We start from the raw sequence: 24,520 nt of genomic DNA on the forward strand, positions 1-24,520 counted from the left end.
GGTCAGTCCACCGGCACGCTGTGCAGCAGCGCCTTGGCCAGCGCCGGCCCGGACGAGGATTCGGCCTCCGGCACCAGCCGGTGCCCGGCCACCGCCACGAACAACGCCTGCACGTCTTCCGGCAGCACGTGCTCGCGCCCGAGCAGCAGCGCGTAGGCCTTGGCCGCGCGCAGCAGCGCGATGCCGGCACGCGGCGACAGCCCCACGCGCACTCCGGCGTGCTGGCGGCTGCGCAGCAGCAAGGCCTGCACATAGCCGATCAGCGCATCGCTGGTATGGATCTGGCCCACCACCGTGCGCAGCGCCACCACGTCGGCGTCGCTGAGCTGCGGTGCGGCCTGGGCGATCAGTTCGCGCCGATCCACGCCCGACAGCAACGCGCGCTCGGCGTCGGCGCTGGGATAGCCCAGGCTGAGCCGCAGCAGGAAGCGATCCAGTTGCGAGTCCGGCAGCGGAAAGGTGCCGGACAGGTCGACCGGGTTCTGCGTGGCGATCACGAAGAACGGCTCCGGCAACGCATGGGTGACGCCGTCGAGCGTGACCTGCTGTTCGGCCATGGCCTCCAGCAGCGAGCTTTGCGTACGCGGCGGCGCGCGGTTGATTTCGTCGGCCAGCAGCACGTTGGTGAACACCGGGCCGGGATGGAACTGGAACTGGCGCGAGGCGGCGTCGTAGACCGATACGCCCAGCACGTCTGCCGGCAGCAGGTCGGAGGTGAACTGCACGCGCTGGAAGCCCAGCCCCAGGCTGGAGGCCATCGCGTGGGCGAGGGTGGTCTTGCCCAGGCCGGGCAGGTCTTCGATCAGCAGATGGCCGCCGGACAGCAGTGCCACGAACGCCAGGCGCACTTCCTGCGCCTTGCCCAGCAGCAGCGAATTGACCTGGTCCTGTGCGCGCCGCAGCGATTGGCGCAGCGCATCGGTTAGCATTTCCGTGGAACGCAGCGGTGTCGACATCACAATTCCGTAGGTGGAAGAAGAGTGCACAGGGCAATGCAAGGGGACCAACGCGCACATCGCACCTTCGTGATCCTGTGGACACTGGCGACGGCCGTCAAGCTGTTGATCGCCGCGCGGCTGCCGCTGTTCGTCGACGAGGCGTTCTACTGGCAGGAAGGCCAGCATCTGGCCGCCGCGTATTCGGATCTGCCGGGCATGACCGCCTGGCTGGCGCGGCTGGGCGTGGAACTGGGCGGGCATCATCTACTGGCCCTGCGCCTGCCGTTTCTGGCCATTGCCGCGCTGATTCCCTGGTTGATCGCGCATATCGCCACGCGCTGGTTCGGCTCCACGCTGGGCTGGCAGGCCGGCAGCCTGACCCTGCTGATGCCGCTGTCGGCCACGCTCGGCATCCTGGCGGTGCCGGATGTGCCGATGGCGCTGGCGGCGGTGCTGTGCATGGATGCCGGCGCGCGGCTGCTGCGCGAGGTCGATGCCACCAGTGCGCTCGAGCTCGCCATCGGCCTGGTGATCGGCGCGCTCAGTCATTACCGCTTTGCCGGGGTGATCGGGGTGGGCTGCATCGCGCTGCTGTGCATTCCGCAGGGGCGCGCGGTCATGCGCGACCCGCGCATCTGGATGGCGCTGACGGTGGGCGCGGTGAGCTGGCTGCCGCTGCTGTTCTGGAATACCGAGCATGACGAGGCCGGGCTGCGCTTCCAGCTGGTCGACCGGCATCCATGGCGCTTTCAGATCACCGGGCTGTGGTTCTTGCTGATACAGGCGGTGCTGGTGACCCCGCTGCTGGCCTGGGCGATGCTCAAGGTCGGCCTGGCCGGCACGCGCGCCGGTGGCGGTTCGCGTGCGCAGTGGCGGTATTTCGGCCTGCTGGGCGGGATTTCGACCGTGGCGATCTTCGTGCTCGGCTTCTTCAGCGATGCCGAGCGGATCAGCTTCCACTGGCCGCTGCCGGGCTACCTGGCCTTGCTGGTGGCGGTGCCGGTGATCCTGATGCGTTGGCCGCATACGCTGCGTCGCGCGGCCTGGGCGATTGCGCTGCTCGGCACCCTGGGTGCGTACGGCTATTACCTGGCCGTGTCGGTGCCGTCGATTCGCGCGCATGCGGCCGGCGAAAAATACTATCCGCGCAACTTTGCCGGGTGGAAGGACCTGGCGCGCGCGGTCAAGCTCCGGCTCGCGCAGATGCCGCCGGGCACGCGCGTGCTGGCGGAAAACTTCAAGGTCGGTGCCGAGCTGGGCTTTCAACTGCACGATGCCAACGTGGAAGTGCTGCGCGCGGAGTTGAACGACAAGCACGGACGCAGTGCGCAGCTGCAGCAGTGGGGGCTGCTCAGCGATGGCACGCGCGCCGGGCCGCGGCTGCTGGTGCTCTCGCCCAGCGATCAGCGTTATCGCGACCTGTTGAAGCGCTATCACGACATCTGCGAGATGGTCGGGCCGCTGCCGCCGCCCACGGTTGTGTCCACCGATCACGGCTACCAGCGCTTCCTGCTTTTCGCGCTGCCGGCGCAACGCCAGCCCGGGCCGTGCATCGCCCCGGCGATGGCCTGGATCGACACGCCGCTGCCGGACGTGCGCGTGTCCGGGCAGGTACAGGTGCGCGGCTGGGCATTCAAGGACGGCGTCGGGCTGTCGCAGGTGGAACTGCTGCTGGACGGGCGCCCGGTCGCGCAGGCCGAGTACGGCACGCCGCTGGATGTGCGCCCGTACTGGAAGATCTCCACCGACCCGCAGCACCCCAACGTCGGTTTCAACGCCACCTTCGACACGCATGCGCTGCCGCCGGGCACGCATTGGCTGGGACTGCGCCTGCATGGCCACGACGGCAGTGTCGAGGACTGGTGGGAACAGCCCATCACCGTTTCCGCACCTTAGATCACGCAATGACCGACGCCATGACTGTTGTCCCTCCCGTGCCTGTGCCCGGGATCCGAATCGCCGTGCTGGTGCCCTGCCATAACGAGGCGGCGACGGTCGCCTCGGTGGTCACTGCGTTTGCCGCTGCCTTGCCGGGCGCGGCGATCCATGTGCTGGACAACAATTCCAGCGATGCCACCGCGACGATCGCCGCAGCGGCCGGCGCGCAGGTGTGCCGCGTGGCGCTGCAGGGCAAGGGCAATGTGGTGCGGCGTGGATTTGCCGATGTGGAAGCGGACATCTATGTGCTGGTCGATGGCGATGCCACTTACGACGCGGCCGCCGCACCGGCGCTGGTGCGCAAGCTGATCGACGAAGGCCTGGACATGGTGGTCGGCGCGCGCCGCGATCAGCAGCAGGCTGCGTATCGGCCCGGTCATCGCGTCGGCAACGTGTTGCTGACGCGGTGCGCGGGGCTGCTGTTCGGACGCAGTTTCGATGACATGCTGTCCGGCTATCGGGTGTTCTCGCGGCGCTACGTCAAATCCTTCGCTGCGCATGCGCAGGGATTCGAAACCGAAACCGAACTGGCCGTGCACGCATTGCAGTTGCGCATGCCGGTGGCCGAGGTCGAAACCGCCTACGGTGTGCGCCCGGAGGGCTCGCAAAGCAAATTGAATACTTGGCGCGATGGCTGGCGCATCCTCACCACCATCGCCAAGTTGTTCAAGGCCGAGCGGCCGTTGTTGTTCTTCTCCATCGGCTTTGTGCTTAGCGCCACGTTGTCGATCGTGCTGGCGATTCCGTTGTTCGAAACCTATTTCCAGACCGGGCTGGTGCCGCGGTTTCCCACGGCGATCCTGTGCGTGGCGCTGATGCTGCTGGGTTTCCTGTTGCTGGCGTGCGGGCTGATCCTGGATACGGTCACGCGCGGACGCGTCGAGGCCAAGCATCTGGCGTATCTGGCCGAGCCGGGCGTCGCCACTGTTGTCGCTGCGCGTGCACCTGGAGCCGCCCGCTGATGGCAGCCATCGCGACATCGACGCCGGTGGGCCGGCGACAGCGGCTGTTGGGCTGGGCCGATCGCCATTTCGGCTTTCATTCACCACGCCAGATCGCCGCGGCGGTGACGGCGGTCGTGCTGCTGGGTGCGCTGCTCTCGCTTGGGCTTGGCCAGGACGCCAACTGGGACCTGCGCAACTACCACCTCTATATCGGCGATGCCTGGGCGCACGACCGGCTGGGCGTGGATCTGGCGCCGGCGCAGATGCAGAGTTACTTCAGCCCATTGCTCGATGTCCTGCATGCCTGGCTGATGCTGCAGCTTCCCGGGCCGGTGGCCGGGCTGCTGCTGGGCGGCTTGCATGCGCTGGTGTTCGTTCCGGTGGCGGCAGTGGCATGGCGCGTATTGGCCGGGCAAACGTGGCGCGCGCAGGGGGCACCGCTGCTTGCAGTGGCCGGCATGTGCAGCGCGGTGTTTCTGTCCGAGCTCGGCGGCACCATGGGCGACACCGCCAGCGCGATCCCGGTGCTGGCGGCGCTGGCGCTGGTGTTGTCGGCGCAGGCGCGGGCGCGGCAGGGCGCGCATGCGGTGCATCGATGGGCCATCGCCGGCGCACTGATCGGCCTGGCCGTCTCGCTCAAGCTCACCAATGCGCTCTACGCGTTGGCGCTGGTGCCGGCGGTCCTGTGCGATGGCGGGCGCCTGCGCTCCCGCGTGCTGGGCCTTGGTGTGCTTTCCGGCGTTGCGGCGCTGGTGTCGGTGCTGGTGGCCGGGCCCTGGTATTGGCAGGTCTGGCAACACCTGGGCAATCCGCTGTTTCCGCAGTTCAACGGAGTCTTCAAATCGCCGCTGGCGCAGCCGGTGTCGATCGCCGACGTACGGTGGTTGCCGCGCAATCTCGGCGAGCAGTTGATCTGGCCGCTGCTGTTTACCTTCAAGCCGCAGCGCATCGGCGATCTCGGTCTGGTGCAGGCCGGTTGGGCGGTGCTGTATGCGGTGACGCTGGTCGCTGCAGGGCGCGGGTTGCTGCGTCGGCCCGTGCGACAGGTCGGGCTGGATCGCTCGGCCGTGGTCCTGCTGGTGTTCTTCGGCGTTGCGTACGCGCTGTGGCAGGCCATTTTCAGCATTCATCGCTATCTGGTGGTGCTGGAGCTGCTTGCGCCGCTAGTGCTCTGGATCGTGAGCCGGCACGCATTTGCTGCACGCGCCGATCGCAAGGCGGCCTGGTTGATCGGGCTATGTGCCCTGGTCGCGGTGGTCGGGTGGAAGGATTGGGGGCATGAAGCCTGGGCGCGCGACAGCTTCCAGGTGCAGCAACCGGCGATGGGCGAACCTGCCGCCTCCACGGTGTTGCTGGTTGGCGACGAGCCGCAATCCTGGCGGGTGCCGCTGCTTCCGCGGCAGGCGCGTTATATCGGTGTGGCGACGAATATCGCCGAGACCGACCAGTACCGGCAGCGCGTGCGCACGCTGATTGCCGAGCGGCCGCAGCTCTACGCCATGCTGGGCGCGGCGCGCGACAAGCAGCAGCTGCGGATCGACCGGATGAATCGCTGGGCGCAGCAACTGGGCTGGAGCGTGCAACCGCAATGCACGCGCCTACGCTGGTTGATCGCGCGCGGACTGCGTGCCGAACTGGATGCATCGCAGCCGGGCCGCTGCGTGCTCAACATTGCCAAGGGTAGGGCGCTGGACATCGCCGCCGCCGACCGTGCGGTGCGCGAGGCCGCGCAGCAGCGCCTGGCCGCGTACGGGCTGACGCTGGACCCTGCGCGTTGCCGCACGCTGTCCTCGCGCGTGGGGCAGGCTGATTATCCGTATCAGTTCTGTGAGTTGACTCGGCCCGGTTAGGGCTGCGTGCCTGGGTGCAGGGATTGGGGGTTGGGGATTCGAGATTCGAGATCGGGGAGTTTTGCTCGTGCCCGATCTTTTCCGTGCGTGCGCGGCCTTCACTCCTGGTCGCACGGCAATTCTTACGGAATCTCGAACCCCGCCTGGCGCAGCAGCCGTGCCAGCGCGATCAGCGGCAGACCGACCAGGGCAGTGGGGTCCTGCGAGCGAATGGCGTCGAACAGGCTGATCCCGAAGCCCTCGCACTTGAAGCTGCCGGCGCAATCCAGCGCTGGCTCGGCGGCCAGGTAGCGGTCGATTTCGGCGGGCATCAGCGGGCGCAGCTGCACCTCGGTCAGGTCCAGCGCGTGCGCAGTGCGGCCAGGGCCGACCAGGCTCACAGCCGTATGGAAGCGCACCACGCGGCCGGACATCGCGGTCAGCTGCGCATGCGCCCGCTCCAGCGTGCCTGGTTTGCCCAGGGCCAGGCCATCCAGGTCGGCGACCTGGTCCGAACCGATCACCCAGGCGTCGGGCGCCTGCGCAGCCACCGCTGCTGCCTTTTCGGCAGCCAGCCGGCTTGCCAGCGCGTCCGGGCGCTCCCCAGGCTGCGCCTGCTCGTCGACCTCCGGCCGGGCGGTGCTGAACTCCAGGCGCAGCCGGCCGAGCAGCTCGCGTCGATAGACAGAGGTTGAGGCAAGAATCAGGCGTGGCATCATGGGGCGCTGCACAGGACGGGCAGGGAAGTCTGCCAGCGTTGGCACCTTGCGAGGCGTGTGAATAGGGGTATTTGACAGGGCGTCGGCGGGTCTTTAACATTCTGCGGCTTATGTCCGCGAACGTACCCGAAATGCTGGATGCTTGGCGGATGGTCGTAGCGCGCAGGCGCTTCGATGGCCGCATCCCGCTCTCTGCGATGACCCGCCTGCAAGGGAGCTTGGTCGATACCGAGGGCGAGTGTGTCTATTCGCTCCAATTCGATCATGACGACCTGTTGAAGGTCGCCTATGTCGAACTCAGTGTCGATGTCGAGCTTCCGCTGGCCTGCCAGCGCAGCCTGCAGCGTTTTCTGTATCCGGTGCAAATCAGACAGCGTCTTGGTTTGATCCGTGACGAAGCCGACGAAGCTGCGTTGCCGGCCGAGTACGAGGCCTTGCTGGTGCCGGAAGATGGCATGCTGCGGGCCGCGGATCTGGTCGAGGACGAACTGGTCCTGTCGATACCGGTGGTGCCGATGGCGCCGGGTAGCGAAGCCGTCGAGGCCGAGTGGGTTCCGACCCAGGAAGAGCAAGACAAGGCCAGTCCGTTCGCGGCGCTGGCAGCGTTCAAAAAACAGTAACCGCCGCTGTGAAGGGCGGAAAGACAGGTCGGCGCGGGCGTGAAGCGTCCTGTTCGACTCGACAGACAAGTTATCGAACTTAAGTTGGAGCAATCCCATGGCTGTGCAGAAATCCCGAGTTACCCCGTCGCGTCGCGGCCAGCGTCGTTCGCACGATGCCCTGACCGCCAAGCAGCTGTCGACCGATCCGACCAGCGGCGAGATCCATCTGCGCCACCACATCACCGCTGACGGTTACTACCGTGGCAAGAAGGTGATTGCGACCAAGTCGTCGGCCGTCCAAGAAGATTGATTCGTGGCACCCGGCGCGTTCGACGCTGCCGGGTGACCCTCGCTTCTTCCGGAGCCGCCGACCACCGCGGCTCTTGCAACAGGGAACAGTATGAGCAAGCGGATCTATTCCAGGATCGCGGGCACGGGTAGTTATTTGCCCGAAAAGGTGTTGACCAACGACGACATGTCCAAGATCGTCGACACCAGCGATGAATGGATCTTCTCGCGCACTGGTATCCGTGAGCGTCACATCGTCGCCGACGACCAGACCACCAGCGACCTGGCGTATTTCGCCTCGCTGAAGGCGATGGAAGCGGCCGGCGTCACCGCCGACGAGCTCGATCTGATCGTCGTCGGCACCACCACTCCGGACCTGATCTTCCCGTCCACTGCCTGCCTGTTGCAGGCGCGGTTGGGCAATGTCGGGTGTGGCGCGATGGACGTCAACGCCGCCTGCTCGGGCTTTGTCTATGCGCTCAGCGTGGCCGACAAGTTCGTGCGCAGCGGCGATGCCAAGACCGTGCTGGTGGTGGGCGCCGAAACCCTGACCCGCATCGTCGACTGGACCGACCGCACCACCTGCGTGCTGTTCGGCGATGGCGCTGGCGCGGTCGTGCTCAAGGCCGACGAAGACACCGGCATCCTCAGCACCCATCTGCATGCCGATGGCAGCAAGAAAGAGCTGCTGTGGGATCCGGTCGGCGTGTCGGTGGGCTTCGGCGAAGGCAAGAACGGCGGCGGCGCGTTGCTGATGAAGGGCAACGACGTGTTCAAGTACGCGGTCAAGGCGCTGGATTCGGTGGTCGACGAGACCCTGGCCGCCAATGGCTACGACAAACACGACCTGGACTGGTTGATTCCGCACCAGGCCAACCTGCGCATCATCGAAGCCACCGCCAAGCGGCTGGATCTGCCGATGGAGCAGGTGGTCGTCACCGTGGATCGCCACGGCAATACCTCCTCGGCCTCGGTGCCGCTGGCACTGGACGAAGCGGTCCGCTCCGGCCGCGTGCAGCGGGGTCAATTGCTGCTGCTGGAAGCGTTCGGTGGTGGATTTACCTGGGGCTCGGCGCTGCTGCGCTACTGAGTTCCGCAGGCAGCGCCGCGTCCGCCGGCGATGCCTGACAGCGTCAGGGACGGACCCGTTATGGCAGAACCCATCGTCATCGCCGGACAGCGCGTCTGGCTGAAGCAGTACCGCCGCGACAGCCGGGCGGTCTCGCTCGGAGCACTCAACTTCGTCGCCCGCCGCTGGGGCCTGGACGCCTTGCGCCCACCGCCGCACCGTGGCGGCGATGCCGCGCGCGATCTGGAAGCGCGCCGGCTCGGCGAACTGCAGGCGCAGGCGGTGAATGTGCCGCGCGTGGTCGGTTGCGGGCAGGCAGCCCTGGTGCTCAGCGACAACGGCCGTTCCTTTGCCAGCTGCCTGCGCGAGGCCGACGCGCCCGAGCGCGACCGCCTGATCGCGCTGGCGGTGGCGGCCATTGCCGCTGCCCATCGCGATGGCGCGTATTTCGGCCAGCCGCTTCCGCGCAACATGACCTTCGACGGGCAGGCGGTCGGCTTCATCGATTTCGAAGAAGATCCGCTGGAAGTGATGGACCTGGCCCAGGCCCAGGCGCGCGACTGGCTGGTGTTCGGCTACGGCGTGGCCAAGTATTACCGCGGCCGCCGCGAGGTGCTGCAGCGGTTGATGACGGGCGCCTTCGATGCGGCCGGCCCGGCGGTGGCGGCGCATGCGCACGTGGTGACCGGGCGCCTGCAGCGGTTTGCGCAGCTCACCGGTCGCCTGGGGCGCTCGGCCAGGGCGCTGGCGCGCGCCATCCTGGCCATCCACGCGGCGACCTCCCTGGCCGTGGTGCTGGTACTGGTGATGTGCGTGGACTGGCTCGCCGATGGCGAAATGGACCTGCTCAACGCCTTGCTGTAAGTGTGCCGGCGGTCGCGCCGGACGGGCCTTGCATACGCGGCAGTACAGACGCCGGGGCGATTTCGCACGTATCATCCCGGCTCGATTTTTGTAGGCAGCAACGCGTGACCGAATCCACTCTCGCCTTCGTGTTCCCCGGCCAGGGCTCGCAGTCCCTGGGCATGCTGGCCGAACTGTCCGAGCTGCATCCGCAGATCCGCGAAACCTTCGCCGAAGCCTCCGAAGGCGCCGGCGTCGACCTGTGGGCGCTGTCCCAGGGCGGCCCGGAAGAGATGCTCAACCGCACCGAGTACACCCAGCCGGCCTTGCTGGCCGCCGGCGTGGCGGTGTGGCGGCTGTGGAATGCGCAGCGCGGGCAGCGCCCGGCGGTCCTGGCCGGGCACAGCCTGGGCGAATACACCGCGCTGGTCGCGGCCGGCGCCCTGTCGCTGCACGACGGCGCGCACCTGGTGCGGCTGCGCGGCCAGTTCATGCAGGCCGCCGCGCCGGCCGGTGTCGGTGCGATGGCGGCGGTGCTGGGCGCCGAGGATGCGCTGGTGCTGGAGGTCTGTGCCGAGGCGGCCGGCAGCCAGGTGGTGGTGCCGGCCAATTTCAACTCGCCCGGTCAGATCGTGATCGGCGGCGATGCGGCGGCGGTGGATCGCGCGCTGGCCCTGCTGGCCGAGCGCGGCGTGCGCAAGGCGGTCAAGCTGGCGGTGAGCGTGCCCTCGCATACCCCGTTGATGCGCGATGCCGCCAACCAGCTCGCCGAAGCGATGGCCGGACTGAGCTGGCACGCGCCGCAGACTCCGGTGGTGCAGAACGTCGATGCGCGCGTGCACACCGGCAGCGATGCGATCCGCCAGGCGCTGGCCGAGCAGCTGTACCTGCCGGTGCAGTGGACCGGCTGCGTGCAGGCGCTGGCCGCCCAGGGCATCACCCGGATCGCCGAATGCGGCCCCGGCAAGGTGCTGAGCGGGCTGATCAAGCGCATCGACAAGAGCCTGGACGCCCGTCCGCTGGCCACGCCTGCCGATTACGCCGGCGCGCTCGAGGCGTGGACGCACTGATTCGACGCACCTGCCGGCGCTGCCGGCAGCCCTCACCGTTCGCGGCTGCGGTCGCGAGCTCCCCACTCGAGGAACAGCATTCATGAGCAAGCCTCTGCAGGGCGAGATCGCCCTCGTCACCGGTGCCAGTCGCGGCATCGGCGCGGCCATCGCCGATACGCTGGCCGCCCAGGGCGCCACCGTGATCGGCACCGCGACCTCGGCCTCCGGCGCTGCGGCGATCGGCGCGCGCCTGGCTGCCCAGGGCGGCCACGGCCGCGAGCTCAACGTCACCGACGCTGCGGCGGTCGATGGCCTGATCGATGCGATCGGCAAGGAGTTCGGCGCGATCTCGATCCTGGTCAACAACGCCGGCATCACCCGCGACAACCTGTTGATGCGGATGAAGGACGACGACTGGCAGGCGATCATCGACACCAACCTGACCAGCGTGTTCCGCACCTCCAAGGCAGTGATGCGCGGCATGATGAAGGCGCGCAAGGGCCGCATCGTCAACATCGCCTCGGTGGTGGGCGTGACCGGCAACCCCGGCCAGACCAACTACGCCGCGGCCAAGGCCGGCATCATCGCGTTCTCCAAGTCGCTGGCCAAGGAAATCGGCTCGCGCGGGGTCACCGTGAATGTGGTGGCGCCCGGCTTCATCGATACCGACATGACCAAGGCGCTGCCGGAGGAGGCCAAGGCCGCCCTGCTGCAGCAGATCGCGCTCGGGCATCTGGGCGCGCCGGAAGACATCGCCAACGCGGTGGCATTCCTGGCCGGCCCGAGCGCCGGTTACATCACCGGTGAGACCCTGCACGTCAACGGCGGCATGTACATGCCGTGAGCGTGCGGCGCCGGGAGGCGCTAAGTGGCTGATCGGCCGGGACTTGTGATGCAATGCAAGGCTCGGTCGCTTCCACTACACTATCCAACGCGGCCATCGCAGCCCGATGGCGTTTTTTTCGTACCACCACTACTCCATCTGGAGCGATATCCCCAATGAGCACCATCGAAGAACGCGTCAAGAAAATCGTCGTCGAACAACTCGGCGTCAAGGAAGAGGAAGTCACCACCAGCGCATCGTTCGTCGATGACCTGGGTGCCGACTCGCTGGACACCGTCGAGCTGGTGATGGCGCTGGAAGAAGAGTTCGAGTGCGAGATCCCGGACGAAGAGGCTGAGAAGATCACCTCGGTCCAGCAGGCGATCGACTACGTCAAGGCTCACGTCAAGAGCTGATGCGTTGTTCCTGACCGCGGTGGCGTGCGTCAAGCCGCTGCTGCGTCAGACATTCCATGGGGCCGCTGATGCGGCCCTGTGTTTTTCAAGCGTCATCCGCAAACTGCAAGCACCGTCCGTTCCGTGGTGAGGAGATCTGCAATGAGTCGTCGTGTTGTCGTTACCGGCATGGGCATGGTGTCGCCGCTGGGCAATGATCTGGCCACCAGCTGGGATGGAATCATCCACGGGCGCTCAGGCATCGGCCCGATCACGCAGATCGATGCCTCGCAGTTCACCACCAAGATCGCCGGCGAGATCAAGAATTTCGACCCCACGCTTTTTGTGTCCGCCAAGGACGTCAAGAAGATGGATTCGTTCATCCATTACGGTGTCGGTGCCTCGTTCATGGCGCTGGACGACTCCGGCCTGGAAATCGACGAAAGCAATGCCGAACGCGTTGGCGCCATTCTCGGCTCCGGCATCGGCGGGCTGCTCGGTATCGAAGAGCAGACCATCAAATTCCATGAGGGCGGCGCGCGAAAGATTTCGCCGTTCTATGTGCCCAGCACCATCATCAACATGCTGCCGGGCCAGGTCAGCCTGATCAAGGGCCTGAAAGGCCCGACCTTCTCGGCCGTATCGGCCTGCGCCACCTCCAACCATTCGATCGGCACCGCGATGCGCATGATCCAGCATGGCGACGCCGATGTGATGCTGGCCGGCGGCGCCGAGCGCGGCTCCTCGCCGAGTTCGGTGGGCGGCTTCTGCGCGATGAAGGCCATGTCCACCCGCAACGACGACCCGACCGGCGCCTCGCGTCCGTGGGACAAGCAGCGCGATGGCTTCGTGCTGGGCGACGGTGCCGGCGTGCTGGTGCTGGAAGAGTACGAACACGCCAAGGCGCGTGGCGCACGCATCTATGCAGAACTGGTCGGCTTTGGCGCCAGCTCCGACGCCTTCCACATGACTGCACCCAGCGAAGACGGTGAGGGTGCGGCGCGCAGCATGGCCGCGGCGATGCGCGATGCCAAGCTCAATCCCGAGCAGATCGGCTACCTCAACGCGCACGGCACCTCCACGCCGCTGGGCGATCTGGCCGAAACCCTGGCGATGAAGCGCGCGCTGGGCGACCACGCCTACAAGACCATGGTCAGCTCGACCAAGTCGATGACCGGCCACCTGCTCGGCGCGGCCGGCGGCGTGGAAGCGATCTTCTCGGTGATGGCGCTGCATACCGGCATCATTCCGCCGACCATCAATCTGGAAGAGCCCAGCGAAGGCTGCGACCTGGATTACGTGCCGAACGTGGCGCGCGAGGTGCAGGTGGATGCGGTGATGTCCAACGGCTTCGGCTTTGGCGGCACCAACGGCACGCTGGTGTTCAAGCGCGTCTGACGTCCCGGCGTTGGTGTACCGCGAACAATGCTTCGCGGTACACGCCGCACGCAGGTTACGGCGGTCGGGCAGGGCGCGTGTACGCGGCCGAACGTCGCTCCGCGAGCTGATCCTTCTCTTCATGTGTGCCCTGCCTCTCTCGCAGGGCGGCGCCTCTTAGCACCCCACGCCCAACCGGCCGATGACGCTCACCAGACCCCTGCACGCCGACATCGACCTGCTGGCGCTGCATCGGCTGGCGCCGCAGCGGTATCCGGCACTGCTCGAATCCACCGCCTCCGGCACCGCGCACGGTCGCTGGGATGTGCTGCTGCTTGCAGACGGCGCACGCCTGCGGCTGGATGCCGATGGGCGCACGCGCGACGGCGATGGACGCGTGCTGGACGGCGGCTTTCTGCAGGCATTGGATGCGGCCTGGCAGGCCGAGCGCGTGCCGCACGATGCGACCAGCCCCTGGCCGTTTCGCGGCGGCTGGGCGGTATTGCTGGACTACGAACTGGCCGCGCAGGTCGAACCGATTCTGCAGTTGCCCACGCGCAGCGATGGCCTGCCGAGCGCACTGGCCTTGCGTGCGCCTGCCGCGGTGCTGCGCGACCGGGTACAAGGCCGCTGCATCGCGCTGGCCGAGCCGGGCCGCGAGGATCTGCTGACCCGCATCGTCGAGGACATCGCCGCCTGCGCCGCATTGCCACCATTGCCCGGCTGGGTCGGGCCGCTGGCTGTCGATGAGGACGCGCCGGAGCGCTTCACCGCTGCAGTGGAGCGCGTGCTCGATTATCTGCGCGCCGGCGATGTGTTCCAGGCCAATATCTCGCGCGCCTGGCATGCGAGGTTCGCCGCGGCGGTCGATCCGGCGGCGTTGCATGCGCGCCTGCGCGCGGCCAATCCCGCCCCGTTTGCCGGCCTGTTCGTCGCGGCAGGACGCGCGGTGGTGAGTTCCTCGCCGGAGCGGCTGGTGTCGGTGCAGGGCGATGTGGTGCAGACGCGCCCGATCGCCGGCACGCGCGCCCGCTTTGTTGGCGACGACGATGCCGCGCGCATCCGCGAGCTGGTCGGCCATCCGAAGGAGCGCGCCGAGCACGTCATGCTGATCGACCTGGAGCGCAACGACCTGGGACGCATCTGCGCGCCCGGCACGGTGGAGGTGGACGAGCTGATGGGCGTGGAAAGCTACGCGCACGTGCACCACATCGTCAGCAATGTACGCGGCCGTCTGCGCGCCGACGTCACTCCGGGCGAGGCGATCGCCGCGGTGTTTCCCGGCGGCACCATCACCGGTTGCCCGAAGGTGCGCTGCATGCAGATCATCGCCGAGCTCGAACGCACCGCGCGGGGCGCCTACACCGGCGCATTCGGCTGGCTCAATCGCGACGGCGACATGGATCTGAATATCCTGATCCGCACCGCCGAGGTGGCCGGGGAGCAGGTGCATTTCCGCACCGGCGCCGGGATCGTGGTGGATTCGGACCCGCAGCGCGAACTGGACGAGACCCGCGCCAAGGCGCGCGGCGTGCTGCGCGCCTTCGACCAGGCATGAGCGCTTCAACGGGACATCACCGGCGCGCGGTATCCTGCGCGGCGCTGGGGCAATGACGAGGTGCGTGTGGCGGTGACTGGCAAACGTGGATGTCTGGCTGTGCTGGGCACGGCCCTGTTGCTCGTGGCGCTGCTGGCGATTGCGGGGCTGGTGGCGTGGCGGCATTACCTGCACTTTGCCGACACACCGGTGAGCGCGAGCGCGCCCAGTGTGGTGATCGCGCCCGGCGATTCGCTCAAGGCCACGTTGCGCAAGTTGCGCGCCGCCGGCGTGGCGCAGGGCACCGATCTGGAATGGCAGTTGCTCGCGCGCCAGGTCGATGCGGCCGGCAAGCTCAAGGTGGGCGAATACGCGCTGGCGCCGGCCCTGTCGCCGCGCGAGCTGCTCGAACGCATGCGCCAGGGCCGGGTGATCCAGTACCGCTTCACCATCGTGGAAGGCTGGAACTTCCGCCAGCTGCGCGCCGCGATCGCCACCGCCACGCCGCTGCAGCAATCCATCGCTGCGCTGGACGATGCGGCGTTGATGGCGCGGCTGGGGTTCGCCAACCAACACCCGGAAGGGCGCTTCCTGCCGGAAACCTATCTCTACCAGCGCGGCGACAGCGATCTGGACGTGCTCAAGCGTGCCCACCTGGCCATGGACAAGGCGCTGGCGCAGGCCTGGGAGCAGCGTGCGCCGGATCTGCCGCTCGGCTCGCCGGAACAGGCCTTGATCCTGGCCTCGATCATCGAAAAGGAAACCGCGCTGGGCTCGGAGCGCCCGTTGATTGCCGGCGTGTTCCTGCGCCGCCTGCAGCTGGGCATGAAGCTGCAGACCGACCCCACCGTGATCTACGGCATCGGCAGCAGTTACGACGGCAATATCCGCCGCCGCGACCTGACCACCGATACGCCGTACAACACCTACACGCGTACCGGCCTGACCCCGACGCCGATCGCCATGCCCGGCCGTGAGGCCTTGCTGGCGGCGGTGCGTCCGGCGCCGGGGAACGCCCTGTACTTCGTGGCGGTCGGCGATGGCACCGGCGCGCATGCGTTCTCGGCCACCCTGGCCGAACATAATGCCGCGGTGGCGCGTTACCTGCAGCGCCGTCGCCTGCCGCAACCGGAGTCCACTCCATGACCACTGCGTTTTCACCCTGGCAGCAGCGCGCCTACGACCAGACGCTGGCGGCACTGGACGCCGGCCGGCTCGGGCACGGCCTGCTGATCTGCGGGCCGGATGGTCTGGGCAAGCGTGCGGTGGCGCTGGCGCTGGCCGAGCATGTGCTGGCCAGTTCGCCGGACCCGGCGCTGGCGCAGCGCAGCCGGCAGCTGATCGCCGCCGGAACCCACCCGGACCTGCAGCTGATCTCGTTCATTCCCAACCGCACCGGCGACAAGCTGCGCACCGAGATCGTGATCGAGCAGGTACGCGAGATTTCGCAAAAGCTCTCGCTGACCCCGCAGTACGGCATCGCCCAGATCGTGATCGTCGACCCGGCCGATGCGATCAATCGCGCTGCCTGCAACGCCTTGCTCAAGACGCTGGAAGAACCCTCGCCGGGGCGCTACCTGTGGTTGATCAGCGCGCAGCCGGCGCGCCTGCCGGCGACCATCCGCAGCCGCTGCCAGCGCCTGGAATTCAAGCTGCCGCCCGCACACGAGGCGCTGGCCTGGCTGCTGTCGCAAGGTGTCGACGAGCGGGCTGCACAGGAAGCGCTGGATGCCGCACGCGGTCATCCGGGGCTTGCGGCGCAGTGGCTGCGCGAGGATGGCCTGGCGGTGCGCCGCGCGGTGGCGCAGGACCTGGAGCAGATCGCCGCCGGGCGCGCCAGCGCAGTGGATATCGCGCAGCGCTGGACCAACGACGGCCAGGCCGACCAACGTCTGCGCCACGCGGCAGACCTTGCGCTGGCACAGGCATCGGCCGGCTTGACCGATCCGTCCCGGTTGCACAAGCTGGCGACCTGGTTCGACGCCGCCAATCGCACCCGCGACCTGCTGCGCACCACCGTCCGCGCCGATCTGGCGGTGACGGAATTGTTGCTGGCCTGGCGCGAGGGAGAGCGTCCGGCACGTTCTAGGGGAACTCGATGAGTGCAATGAATGCACGCCAGGGCATCTTGTCGCTGGCGTTGAAGGACAAGCCGGCGCTCTACAGCGCCTACATGCCGTTCGTGAAAGGCGGCGGCATCTTCGTGCCCACGCCCAAGCGCTACATGCTCGGCGACGAAGTCTTCCTGCTGCTGACCCTGCCTGACTCCAGCGAGCGCCTGCCGGTGGCCGGCAAGGTGGTCTGGACCACTCCGGCCGGCGCGCAGGGCAACCGCGCCGCCGGCATCGGCGTGCAGTTCCCGGACGGCCCGGAAGGCGAAGGCGTGCGCAACAAGATCGAGATGTTGCTGGCGGGCCTGACCACATCGGACAAGCCGACGCATACGATGTGAGGCGGGTGCGTGTGCGTGTGCGTGTGCGCGTGATCGCAGTCGTGTTGGACGCGGGCCATCGAAGCTGCGTATCGGGCGTTTGAACGGCGCCGAATCGAACGCCGCGTCATCGCTGCCAGCTAGCGCGAATGCCGCGCCCGGTCACCGGAACGCGGCGTTTTCGACCGCATCATCATCGCAGTGGATGAACCTGTTGACGATCGCCGCAGCTGCCCTATAATGTGCGGCTCGCGTCATCGGGCGGTTAGCTCAGCGGTAGAGCATTGCCTTCACACGGCAAGGGTCACAAGTTCGAACCTTGTACCGCCCACCATCGAAACCCAACAGCAGCAAGGGTTTCAGCGCGAGAAGAAGAGCCGGCCATGGGCCGGCTTTTTTGTTGTCCTGCAGTGTCCTGCAAAGCCTGGGCATCTGGCTCGGTTGAAGTGCTGGTATGGACGTGGCCGATGCCGTCGAATCGTCGTTGTCGCCGACATCCGTGCGAGTCGAGTGAATGGCCTGTTGATTCAGTGATTTGTTCAAGTCGCTGACAGCCGTGTTCATCCGGTTGTGCCTGCTTGTTGCAGGCTCGGGAACGAATCGCCATCCTGCAATCCCCCGCGTTGAAGAAGGAGTGGCGATGAAGGCGCTGCTTGGAAGTGCTCTGGTTGCAATGATGCTGCTGGCGGGCTGCGCCCGTGACGTGGGCGAGCAGTACGTGGGCAAGTGGGTCAACATGAGGTCGGAGAAGAACGTGCTCAGCATCGAGCACAACGGCGAGAGCTTCATCATTCGCGACACCACGCCGGAGCTGCTGGGCGGTGGCGTCAAGACCAGGAATCATCCGGCGATCTTGAACAAGGGCGTGCTGCAGGTATCCAACGCCGATGGCACGGTCAACTACGCGATCGACCAGGCGACCGGGCACCTGAGCACGGGCGATACCGAATACACGCGGGTCAAGTGATCGCTGCGCGCTCGCCCGCAGGTGCATCTCAAGCAGGCGATGCCGACGCGTGCGCCTGCATCCAGCGCCACAACGTCGTGCGCGAGACGCCGAGCGCCTGGGCGGCGAGGGCGCGATTGCCGTTTGCGCGATCGAGCGCGGCGCGGACCGCTGCGGCAGTGAGTTGCATGCGCGAGGTTGCAAGATCGCTGTGTTCGGGGGCCGCCACGCTGTCGCCAATGCGCATGTCGAACAGCTCGGGTGCCCAGCTTCGCAATTGATCCAGGCCCAGGCTGTCGTGCGGTTGGGCCTTCCAGTGGATGCACAGGCGTTCGACCAGGTTGCGTAGTTCGCGCACGTTGCCCGGCCAGGTGTGCTGTTGCAGCCGCTGCAGCGCTGCTGGAGACAATGGCGACGGCAGCGCGCCGAGTTGCTGGAAGTAATGTGCCAGCAACAAGGCGATCTCGTGGGGGCGATGACGCAGCGGCGGCAGGGCGATGCGTAACGCCGCCAGGCGATAAAAAAGGTCGCGGCGGAAGCGCCCCTGTTCGACCAGGGCCTGCAATGGCTGCAGGCTGGCGGCGATGACGCGTACGTCGACGGAAACCGGCAGTGTGGCGCCGACACGCAGCACTTCGCGCTCTTCCAGCACGCGCAACAGGCGTGTCTGCAGCGGCATCGGCAGTTCGCCGATCTCGTCGAGAAACAGCGTGCCGTCCTGCGCGGCTTCGATCAGGCCGACATGGCCGCCGCGGCGTGCGCCGGTAAAGGCGCCGTCGCTGTAGCCGAACAATTCCGCTTCCAGCAGCGATTCGCTGATGGCGCCGCAGTTGACGGCGACGAAACGGCCGCGTCGTCGGCTGCCGGCATGCAACTGGCGCGCGACCAGTTCCTTGCCGGTGCCGGTCTCGCCGCTGATCAATATGGTGCCCGGATGCGGGGCGTACAGCTGCACCAGCTCGCGCACCTGCGCGATTGCGGCGTCTTCGCCAAGCAATGCGTCGGTGCGCCGCACCCGGCGCGTGCCGGTGCGGCTGCCGCCGCGCTCGTTGCCGGGTGCGGTACCCAGCGCGATGGCGTGCTCGAGCGCCAGGCGGACCGAATCTGCCGAATACAGCAGCACGCCGGGCAGGCCAGCCTGCTCGGCGAAATCGATCGCCATGCCGGTGCCGACGATGACCTGGATGCCGCTGGCGCGCAGGTCGGCAATGCAGTCGCGCGCGTCTTCGGCGGTGACGAAGCGGCGGTGCTCGATGTCGAGGTCAAAGCTGTCCTGGAAGGCGCGGAACGAGGGCACGTCGGTGGCATGGGTGACCACGCCGATGCGCGGTGCGATGCGGCGTGCGCGCGCCAGCGCTTCCATCAGATCGAACCCGGTGGCCTGGATCGGCGCCAGTGGCAGTGCGAGCCGGCTACGCAGATAGGCGGCATTGGAGCCGCCGGCGACCAGTATGTCGCAGCGCTCGCGGCGCAGGCGCTGGCCGATGACCTCCACCGCCTCGGCAAAACCGAGGTTGACCTGCTCGATGCGCGCGCGCTGGTCGAACTCGGGGATGACGTCGGCCAGCAGGCCGGTCAGGCGAGAGACGCTGACGGTCCAGATGACCGGTGGAGAGGGCTCCATCGGCTCGGTAAACCTGGGGCTGCGCATCGTTGGTGCCACGTTGCAAGGATGTTGCATGCTGCTCGTTGCGTTGCAGGTTTGCAACATGTATGTCGTTCTGGCCAAATCGAATCAATGACTTGGCGTTGGCATGCCATTTGCGCCTAATCCCGTATCCCAACCCTGGAATCGCCATGACGTCCTCACCCACCGCTTCCGCCGGCACGCGCTTCCGCGCTGCGCTGGCTGCCGAATCGCCGCTGCAGGTGATCGGCGCGATCAATGCCAACCATGCGCTGCTGGCGCAGCGTGCCGGCTACCAGGCCATCTACCTGTCTGGCGGTGGTGTGGCGGCCGGTTCGCTGGGGCTGCCGGACCTGGGCATCAATACGCTGGAAGACGTGCTGATCGACGTGCGCCGCATCACCGATGTCTGCGAGCTGCCGCTGCTGGTGGACGTGGACACCGGCTTCGGGCCGAGCGCGTTCAACATCGAGCGCACCATCAAGTCGCTGATCAAGGCGGGCGCAGCCGGCTGCCATATCGAGGACCAGGTCGGCGCCAAGCGTTGCGGGCATCGTCCGGGCAAGGAGATCGTCAGCCAGGCCGAGATGGTCGACCGGGTCAAGGCGGCAGCCGATGCCAAGACCGATGCGGCGTTCTTCCTGATTGCGCGCACCGATGCGATCCAGATGGAAGGCGTGGATGCGGCGATCGAGCGCGCGATCGCCTGCGTGGAAGCCGGTGCCGACGGCATCTTTGCCGAAGCCGCGTACGACCTGGACACCTACAAGCGTTTTGTCGATGCAGTGGGCGTGCCGGTGCTGGCCAACATCACCGAATTTGGCAAGACACCGCTGTTCACGCGTGACCAGCTTGCGCAGGCCGGTGTGGCGATCCAGCTGTTTCCGCTGTCGGCATTCCGCGCGGCCAACAAGGCGGCCGAGGCGGTCTATACCGCGATTCGGCGCGACGGCCATCAGCAGGCCGTGCTGGAAACCATGCAGACGCGCGAAGAGCTGTACGAGCGCATCGGCTACCACGGCTACGAGCAGCGCCTGGACGCGTTGTTTGCACGCAAAGGCGCATGATCGTGCCTTGCTGCGTGCAGGTTCCGCAACTTCATCCGTGACACCGCAACACGACACCGTTTGGGAGCGCATCGCATGAACGACACCGTCAATCCCGGCTTTAAGCCGAAGAAATCCGTCGCACTGTCCGGCACTGCTGCAGGCAACACCGCGCTGTGCACGGTGGGCCGCAGCGGCAACGATCTGCATTACCGTGGCTACGACATCCTGGATCTGGCCACCACCAGCGAGTTCGAGGAAATTGCCTATCTGCTGGTGCACGGCAAGCTGCCCAACGACGGCGAACTGCGCGGTTACAAGGCCAAGCTGCGCTCGCTGCGCGGCGTGCCGGCGGCAGTGAAAACCGCACTGGAGCAACTGCCGCCGTCGGCGCATCCGATGGATGTGATGCGCACCGGGGTGTCGGTGCTGGGCTGCCTGCAGCCGGAAAAAGACGATCACAATCATCCCGGCGCGCGCGATATCGCCGACAAGCTGATGGCCTCGCTGGGCTCGATGCTGCTGTACTGGTACCACTACAGTCACAACGGCAAGCGCATCGAGGTGGAAACCGACGACGACTCGATCGGCGGGCACTTCCTGCATCTGCTGCACGGGTTCGCGCCGAAGGACTCATGGGTGCGTGCGATGCATACCAGCCTGATCCTGTACGCCGAACACGAGTTCAATGCGTCCACGTTTGCAAGCCGGGTGATCGCCGGCACCGGCAGCGACATGTACAGCGCCATCGCCGGCGGCATCGGCGCGTTGCGCGGGCCCAAGCACGGCGGCGCCAACGAAGTGGCCTTCGAGGTGCAGAAGCGCTACGACACCCCGGACGAGGCCGAGGCCGACATCAAGGCGCGTGTTGAACGCAAGGAAGTGGTGATCGGCTTCGGGCACCCGGTCTACACCGTGTCCGATCCGCGCAACAAGGTGATCAAGGACGTGGCGCGCGAACTCTCCGACGAGCAGGGCAGCCGCAAGATGTACGACATCGCCGAGCGCCTGGAGACGGTGATGTGGGACATCAAGAAGATGTTCCCCAACCTGGATTGGTTCAGTGCGGTCAGCTACCACATGATGGGCGTGCCGACGGCGATGTTTACGCCGCTGTTCGTGCTGGCGCGTACCGCTGGGTGGAGCGCGCACATCATCGAGCAGCGCATGGACGGCAAGATCATTCGTCCCTCGGCCAATTACACCGGCCCGGAAGATCAGGTCTTCGTACCGCTGGATCAACGCTCCTGAGGACGCGCCAGCGGTTGGCTTGATCCGCCACGATCGCCTTCATCCAACGAAGGCGATCAGACGATGGCAGCCGCAACGAGAGATGGCAGTCCCCCCGCACGCCTGAAATCCTGAATCCGATTCCCGATTCCCGAATCCCGAATCCCGAATCCCGAATCCCGAATCCCGAAATACCCCCCGCCCGCTTCGATATCGCCAGCCATGAATAGCCAGTACCGCAAGCCCTTGCCGGGCACCTCGTTGGACTACTTCGATGCACGCGCCGCCGTGGATGCGCTGCAACCCGGCGCCTATGCAACGCTGCCGTACACCGCACGTGTGCATGCGGAGAATCTGGTGCGGCGCGCCGAACCGCAGATGCTGGAGGCGTACCTGCGCCAGCTGATCGAGCGCAGGCGCGACCTGGATTTTCCATGGTTTCCGGCGCGGGTGGTCTGTCACGACATCCTGGGCCAGACCGCGCTGGTCGACCTGGCCGGGCTGCGCGATGCGATCGCCGAGCAGGGTGGCGACCCGGCGCAGGTCAACCCGGTGGTGCCGGTGCAGTTGATCGTCGATCACTCGCTGGCGGTGGAATACGCCGGTTTCGACAAGCAGGCCTTCGCCAAGAATCGCAGCGTGGAAGATCGGCGCAACGCCGACCGCTTCCACTTCATCGAGTGGACCAAGCGCGCATTCGAAAACATGGAAGTGATTCCGCCGGGCAACGGGATCATGCATCAGATCAATCTGGAGAAGATGTCGCCAGTGATCTATACGCTCGATGGCGTGGCGTTCCCCGATACCTGCGTAGGCACCGACAGCCACACCCCGCATGTGGATGCGCTGGGTGTGATCGCGGTGGGCGTGGGCGGGCTGGAAGCGGAAAACGTGATGCTGGGGCGCGCCTCGTGGATGCGGCTGCCCGACATCATCGGTGTGGAACTGCTGGGCCGGCCGGCGCCCGGCATTACCGCCACCGACATCGTGCTGGCCCTGACCGAGTTCCTGCGGCAGCAACGTGTGGTCGGTGCCTATCTGGAGTTCTACGGGGCCGGCGCCAGCGCGCTGACCATCGGCGATCGCGCGACCATCTCCAACATGACGCCGGAGTTCGGTGCCACTGCGGCGATGTTCTATATCGACCAGCAGACGTTGGATTACCTGCGCCTGACCGGGCGCGAGGACGCACAGATCGCCTTGGTGGAGACCTACGCACGCCACACCGGCCTGTGGGCGGATGACCTGGTCACAGCGCAGTACGAGCGTGTGCTGCAGTTCGACCTGTCGAGCGTGGTGCGCAACATGGCCGGGCCATCCAATCCGCACAAACGCGTGGCCACCAGCGAGCTGGCCGAGCGCGGCATTGCCGGCGTCTGGGATGCCGTGCCGGGCCAGATGCCCGATGGCGCGGTGATCATCGCGGCAATCACCTCCTGCACCAATACCTCCAACCCACGCAATGTCATTGCCGCGGGCTTGCTGGCGCGCAATGCGAATGCACGCGGATTGACGCGCAAACCCTGGGTGAAAAGTTCGCTGGCGCCGGGTTCCAAGGCGGTGCAGTTGTACCTGGAAGAGGCCGGGTTGCTGGGCGAACTGGAACAACTGGGTTTCGGCATCGTCGCGTTTGCCTGCACCACCTGTAATGGCATGAGCGGTGCGCTGGACCCTGCGATCCAGCAGGAGATCATCGACCGCGATCTGTATGCCACCGCGGTGTTGTCGGGTAACCGCAATTTCGACGGGCGCATCCATCCGTATGCGAAGCAGGCGTTTCTGGCATCGCCGCCGTTGGTGATCGCCTATGCCATCGCCGGCACGGTGCGCTTCGATATCGAAAAGGATGTGCTGGGCATCGATGCCGATGGCGTGGCGGTGACGCTCAAGGACCTATGGCCGAGCGATACGGAGATCGATGCGGTGGTGGCGCGCAGCGTCAAGCCGGAGCACTTCCGCAGCGTCTACGACCCGATGTTCAAGCGCAGCGCGGGGCAGGGCATCCGCGTCAGTCCGTTGTACGACTGGCGACCGGCCAGCACCTACATCCGGCGCCCGCCGTACTGGGAAGGCGCGCTCGCCGGTGCACGCAGTTTGCAGGGCCTGCGCCCGTTGGCGGTGCTGGGCGACAACATCACCACCGACCATCTGTCGCCGTCGAATGCGATCCTGGCCGGCAGCGCGGCAGGCGAATACCTGGCGCAGATGGGCGTGCCGGAGGAAGACTTCAATTCCTACGCCACCCATCGCGGCGATCACCTCACCGCGCAGCGCGCCACCTTCGCCAACCCCAAGCTGGTCAACGAAATGGCGGTGATCGATGGACAGGTCACCGCCGGTTCGCTGGCGCGGCTGGAACCGGAAGGGCAGGTACTGCGCATGTGGGAGGCGATCGAAACCTACATGATGCGCAAGCAGCCGCTGATCATCATTGCCGGTGCCGATTACGGTCAGGGCTCCTCACGCGACTGGGCCGCCAAGGGCGTGCGTCTGGCTGGGGTGGAGGTGATCGTGGCCGAAGGCTTCGAGCGGATCCACCGCACCAACCTGATCGGCATGGGCGTGTTGCCGCTGGAGTTCAAGCCGGGCACCGACCGCAAGACGCTGGGCATCGATGGCAGCGAAACCTTCGACGTGGTCGGCGAGCGCACGCCGGGCGCCACGCTGACGCTGTCGATCCATCGGCGCAACGGCGAGCAGGTGCAGGTGCCGGTCATCTGCCGCCTGGATACCGCCGAGGAAGTGTCCATCTACGAGGCGGGCGGCGTGCTGCAACGGTTTGCGCAGGATTTTCTTGAGGCCTCGGCAGCCTGATGGCGTCGACGCCCGAGGACGCCAGGTCGTCCGCTTGCACCCACCCGTGCAGGCGCGCACACTTTGGCAATC

Annotated in this window: 22 protein-coding genes and 1 tRNA gene; 20 read left to right on the plus strand and 3 right to left on the minus strand. The window is 66.7% G+C overall.

The window, feature by feature from the left end:
- Positions 1-2 precede the first annotated feature (2 nt).
- Positions 3-956, minus strand: coding sequence for a MoxR family ATPase (locus DGN21_RS05270; protein ID WP_016902524.1), 954 nt, complete (start codon positions 954-956; stop codon positions 3-5).
- 36 nt (positions 957-992) lie between these two features.
- Between DGN21_RS05270 and DGN21_RS05275 the strand changes: the two genes are divergently transcribed.
- From DGN21_RS05275 to DGN21_RS05285, 3 genes are read left to right on the plus strand one after another with little or no spacing between them, the layout of a single operon-like run.
- Complete coding sequence (locus DGN21_RS05275; protein ID WP_160954649.1) at positions 993-2,834, plus strand: glycosyltransferase family 39 protein; 1,842 nt, start codon at positions 993-995, stop codon at positions 2,832-2,834.
- An 8-nt stretch (positions 2,835-2,842) separates the two neighbouring features.
- Positions 2,843-3,838 carry a glycosyltransferase gene (locus DGN21_RS05280; protein ID WP_160954648.1) on the plus strand — a complete coding sequence of 332 codons (996 nt, stop codon included), beginning with the start codon at positions 2,843-2,845 and terminating at the stop codon, positions 3,836-3,838.
- A complete protein-coding gene (locus DGN21_RS05285; RefSeq protein WP_160954647.1) occupies positions 3,838-5,670 on the plus strand; it encodes a hypothetical protein in 1,833 nt (610 codons plus the stop codon). The genes DGN21_RS05280 and DGN21_RS05285 overlap by 1 nt, the downstream gene beginning before the upstream one ends.
- Positions 5,671-5,792: 122 nt before the next feature.
- Here DGN21_RS05285 and DGN21_RS05290 read toward each other — a convergent pair whose 3' ends face one another.
- Positions 5,793-6,368: a Maf family nucleotide pyrophosphatase gene (locus DGN21_RS05290; protein WP_054590838.1), complete on the minus strand. Its 576-nt coding sequence runs from the start codon at positions 6,366-6,368 to the stop codon at positions 5,793-5,795.
- Positions 6,369-6,478: 110 nt separating this feature from the next.
- On the opposite strand from DGN21_RS05290, the gene DGN21_RS05295 reads away from it, so the two are divergent.
- The 14 genes from DGN21_RS05295 to DGN21_RS05360 all read left to right on the plus strand — a co-directional run bounded on the left by DGN21_RS05295 (position 6,479) and on the right by DGN21_RS05360 (position 17,752).
- Positions 6,479-6,988: a YceD family protein gene (locus DGN21_RS05295; protein ID WP_046341941.1), complete on the plus strand. Its 510-nt coding sequence runs from the start codon at positions 6,479-6,481 to the stop codon at positions 6,986-6,988.
- 97 nt (positions 6,989-7,085) lie between these two features.
- The gene (rpmF, locus tag DGN21_RS05300; RefSeq protein ID WP_003483870.1) at positions 7,086-7,280 is read left to right on the plus strand and encodes a 50S ribosomal protein L32; all 195 of its coding nucleotides are present in this window, start codon (positions 7,086-7,088) and stop codon (positions 7,278-7,280) included.
- Positions 7,281-7,370: 90 nt separating this feature from the next.
- On the plus strand, positions 7,371-8,348 hold the full coding sequence (locus tag DGN21_RS05305; protein ID WP_024938452.1) for a beta-ketoacyl-ACP synthase III: 978 nt from the start codon (positions 7,371-7,373) through the stop codon (positions 8,346-8,348).
- A gap of 60 nt (positions 8,349-8,408) precedes the next feature.
- A complete protein-coding gene (locus tag DGN21_RS05310; protein WP_160954646.1) occupies positions 8,409-9,191 on the plus strand; it encodes a serine/threonine protein phosphatase in 783 nt (260 codons plus the stop codon).
- 104 nt (positions 9,192-9,295) lie between these two features.
- Positions 9,296-10,240: an ACP S-malonyltransferase gene (gene fabD, locus DGN21_RS05315; RefSeq protein ID WP_126965167.1), complete on the plus strand. Its 945-nt coding sequence runs from the start codon at positions 9,296-9,298 to the stop codon at positions 10,238-10,240.
- 82 nt (positions 10,241-10,322) lie between these two features.
- On the plus strand, positions 10,323-11,066 hold the full coding sequence (fabG, locus tag DGN21_RS05320) for a 3-oxoacyl-ACP reductase FabG (RefSeq protein WP_016902515.1): 744 nt from the start codon (positions 10,323-10,325) through the stop codon (positions 11,064-11,066).
- 155 nt (positions 11,067-11,221) lie between these two features.
- Positions 11,222-11,461, plus strand: coding sequence for an acyl carrier protein (gene acpP / locus DGN21_RS05325; RefSeq protein ID WP_002814322.1), 240 nt, complete (start codon positions 11,222-11,224; stop codon positions 11,459-11,461).
- A 141-nt stretch (positions 11,462-11,602) separates the two neighbouring features.
- A complete protein-coding gene (fabF, locus tag DGN21_RS05330; protein ID WP_024938455.1) occupies positions 11,603-12,838 on the plus strand; it encodes a beta-ketoacyl-ACP synthase II in 1,236 nt (411 codons plus the stop codon).
- Positions 12,839-13,019: 181 nt separating this feature from the next.
- On the plus strand, positions 13,020-14,375 hold the full coding sequence (locus tag DGN21_RS05335; RefSeq protein WP_126965166.1) for an aminodeoxychorismate synthase component I: 1,356 nt from the start codon (positions 13,020-13,022) through the stop codon (positions 14,373-14,375).
- 60 nt (positions 14,376-14,435) lie between these two features.
- The gene (mltG, locus tag DGN21_RS05340; protein ID WP_039530796.1) at positions 14,436-15,500 is read left to right on the plus strand and encodes an endolytic transglycosylase MltG; all 1,065 of its coding nucleotides are present in this window, start codon (positions 14,436-14,438) and stop codon (positions 15,498-15,500) included.
- Positions 15,497-16,456, plus strand: a complete 960-nt coding sequence (locus tag DGN21_RS05345) for a DNA polymerase III subunit delta' (protein WP_039523908.1) — start codon at positions 15,497-15,499, stop codon at positions 16,454-16,456. Before mltG ends, DGN21_RS05345 begins: the two co-directional genes overlap by 4 nt.
- Positions 16,453-16,806 (plus strand): PilZ domain-containing protein, encoded by a 354-nt coding sequence (locus DGN21_RS05350; protein ID WP_024938459.1) that lies wholly within the window; start codon positions 16,453-16,455, stop codon positions 16,804-16,806. The genes DGN21_RS05345 and DGN21_RS05350 overlap by 4 nt, the downstream gene beginning before the upstream one ends.
- Before the next feature lie 238 nt (positions 16,807-17,044).
- Positions 17,045-17,119 (plus strand) — tRNA-Val (locus tag DGN21_RS05355).
- Positions 17,120-17,425: 306 nt separating this feature from the next.
- A complete protein-coding gene (locus DGN21_RS05360) occupies positions 17,426-17,752 on the plus strand; it encodes a hypothetical protein (protein ID WP_054590844.1) in 327 nt (108 codons plus the stop codon).
- Positions 17,753-17,780: 28 nt separating this feature from the next.
- On the opposite strand, the gene prpR is transcribed toward DGN21_RS05360, so the two are convergent.
- Positions 17,781-19,382: a propionate catabolism operon regulatory protein PrpR gene (gene prpR, locus DGN21_RS05365; RefSeq protein WP_126965165.1), complete on the minus strand. Its 1,602-nt coding sequence runs from the start codon at positions 19,380-19,382 to the stop codon at positions 17,781-17,783.
- Positions 19,383-19,528: 146 nt separating this feature from the next.
- Between prpR and prpB the strand changes: the two genes are divergently transcribed.
- From prpB to acnD, 3 genes are all read left to right on the plus strand, one after another.
- Positions 19,529-20,425: a methylisocitrate lyase gene (gene prpB, locus DGN21_RS05370; RefSeq protein ID WP_126965164.1), complete on the plus strand. Its 897-nt coding sequence runs from the start codon at positions 19,529-19,531 to the stop codon at positions 20,423-20,425.
- Between the two features lie 75 nt (positions 20,426-20,500).
- Positions 20,501-21,655, plus strand: coding sequence for a 2-methylcitrate synthase (prpC, locus tag DGN21_RS05375; protein ID WP_102256895.1), 1,155 nt, complete (start codon positions 20,501-20,503; stop codon positions 21,653-21,655).
- Positions 21,656-21,856: 201 nt separating this feature from the next.
- The gene (gene acnD / locus DGN21_RS05380; protein WP_126965162.1) at positions 21,857-24,448 is read left to right on the plus strand and encodes a Fe/S-dependent 2-methylisocitrate dehydratase AcnD; all 2,592 of its coding nucleotides are present in this window, start codon (positions 21,857-21,859) and stop codon (positions 24,446-24,448) included.
- Positions 24,449-24,520: the final 72 nt, after the last annotated feature.

It is taken from the genome of Xanthomonas sp. MLO165 (genome assembly GCF_018831305.1).
In the GTDB taxonomy this organism is placed as follows: Bacteria; Pseudomonadota; Gammaproteobacteria; order Xanthomonadales; family Xanthomonadaceae; genus Xanthomonas; species Xanthomonas arboricola.

Excerpts from the sequence above, each read along its gene's own strand:
- DGN21_RS05305 (WP_024938452.1), top strand. The coding sequence starts at position 7,371 with ATGAGCAAGCGGATCTATTCCAGGATCGCGGGCACGGGTAGTTATTTG.
- DGN21_RS05295 (WP_046341941.1), top strand. The coding sequence starts at position 6,479 with ATGTCCGCGAACGTACCCGAAATGCTGGATGCTTGGCGGATGGTCGTA.
- acpP (WP_002814322.1), top strand. The coding sequence starts at position 11,222 with ATGAGCACCATCGAAGAACGCGTCAAGAAAATCGTCGTCGAACAACTC.
- DGN21_RS05310 (WP_160954646.1), top strand. The coding sequence starts at position 8,409 with ATGGCAGAACCCATCGTCATCGCCGGACAGCGCGTCTGGCTGAAGCAG.
- fabF (WP_024938455.1), top strand. The coding sequence starts at position 11,603 with ATGAGTCGTCGTGTTGTCGTTACCGGCATGGGCATGGTGTCGCCGCTG.
- DGN21_RS05350 (WP_024938459.1), top strand. The coding sequence starts at position 16,453 with ATGAGTGCAATGAATGCACGCCAGGGCATCTTGTCGCTGGCGTTGAAG.
- DGN21_RS05345 (WP_039523908.1), top strand. The coding sequence starts at position 15,497 with ATGACCACTGCGTTTTCACCCTGGCAGCAGCGCGCCTACGACCAGACG.
- DGN21_RS05285 (WP_160954647.1), top strand. The coding sequence starts at position 3,838 with ATGGCAGCCATCGCGACATCGACGCCGGTGGGCCGGCGACAGCGGCTG.
- acnD (WP_126965162.1), top strand. The coding sequence starts at position 21,857 with ATGAATAGCCAGTACCGCAAGCCCTTGCCGGGCACCTCGTTGGACTAC.
- DGN21_RS05280 (WP_160954648.1), top strand. The coding sequence starts at position 2,843 with ATGACCGACGCCATGACTGTTGTCCCTCCCGTGCCTGTGCCCGGGATC.
- DGN21_RS05275 (WP_160954649.1), top strand. The coding sequence starts at position 993 with ATGCAAGGGGACCAACGCGCACATCGCACCTTCGTGATCCTGTGGACA.
- prpB (WP_126965164.1), top strand. The coding sequence starts at position 19,529 with ATGACGTCCTCACCCACCGCTTCCGCCGGCACGCGCTTCCGCGCTGCG.
- fabG (WP_016902515.1), top strand. The coding sequence starts at position 10,323 with ATGAGCAAGCCTCTGCAGGGCGAGATCGCCCTCGTCACCGGTGCCAGT.
- prpC (WP_102256895.1), top strand. The coding sequence starts at position 20,501 with ATGAACGACACCGTCAATCCCGGCTTTAAGCCGAAGAAATCCGTCGCA.
- rpmF (WP_003483870.1), top strand. The coding sequence starts at position 7,086 with ATGGCTGTGCAGAAATCCCGAGTTACCCCGTCGCGTCGCGGCCAGCGT.
- DGN21_RS05335 (WP_126965166.1), top strand. The coding sequence starts at position 13,020 with ATGACGCTCACCAGACCCCTGCACGCCGACATCGACCTGCTGGCGCTG.
- DGN21_RS05360 (WP_054590844.1), top strand. The coding sequence starts at position 17,426 with ATGAAGGCGCTGCTTGGAAGTGCTCTGGTTGCAATGATGCTGCTGGCG.
- DGN21_RS05270 (WP_016902524.1), bottom strand. The coding sequence starts at position 956 with ATGTCGACACCGCTGCGTTCCACGGAAATGCTAACCGATGCGCTGCGC.
- prpR (WP_126965165.1), bottom strand. The coding sequence starts at position 19,382 with ATGCGCAGCCCCAGGTTTACCGAGCCGATGGAGCCCTCTCCACCGGTC.
- DGN21_RS05290 (WP_054590838.1), bottom strand. The coding sequence starts at position 6,368 with ATGATGCCACGCCTGATTCTTGCCTCAACCTCTGTCTATCGACGCGAG.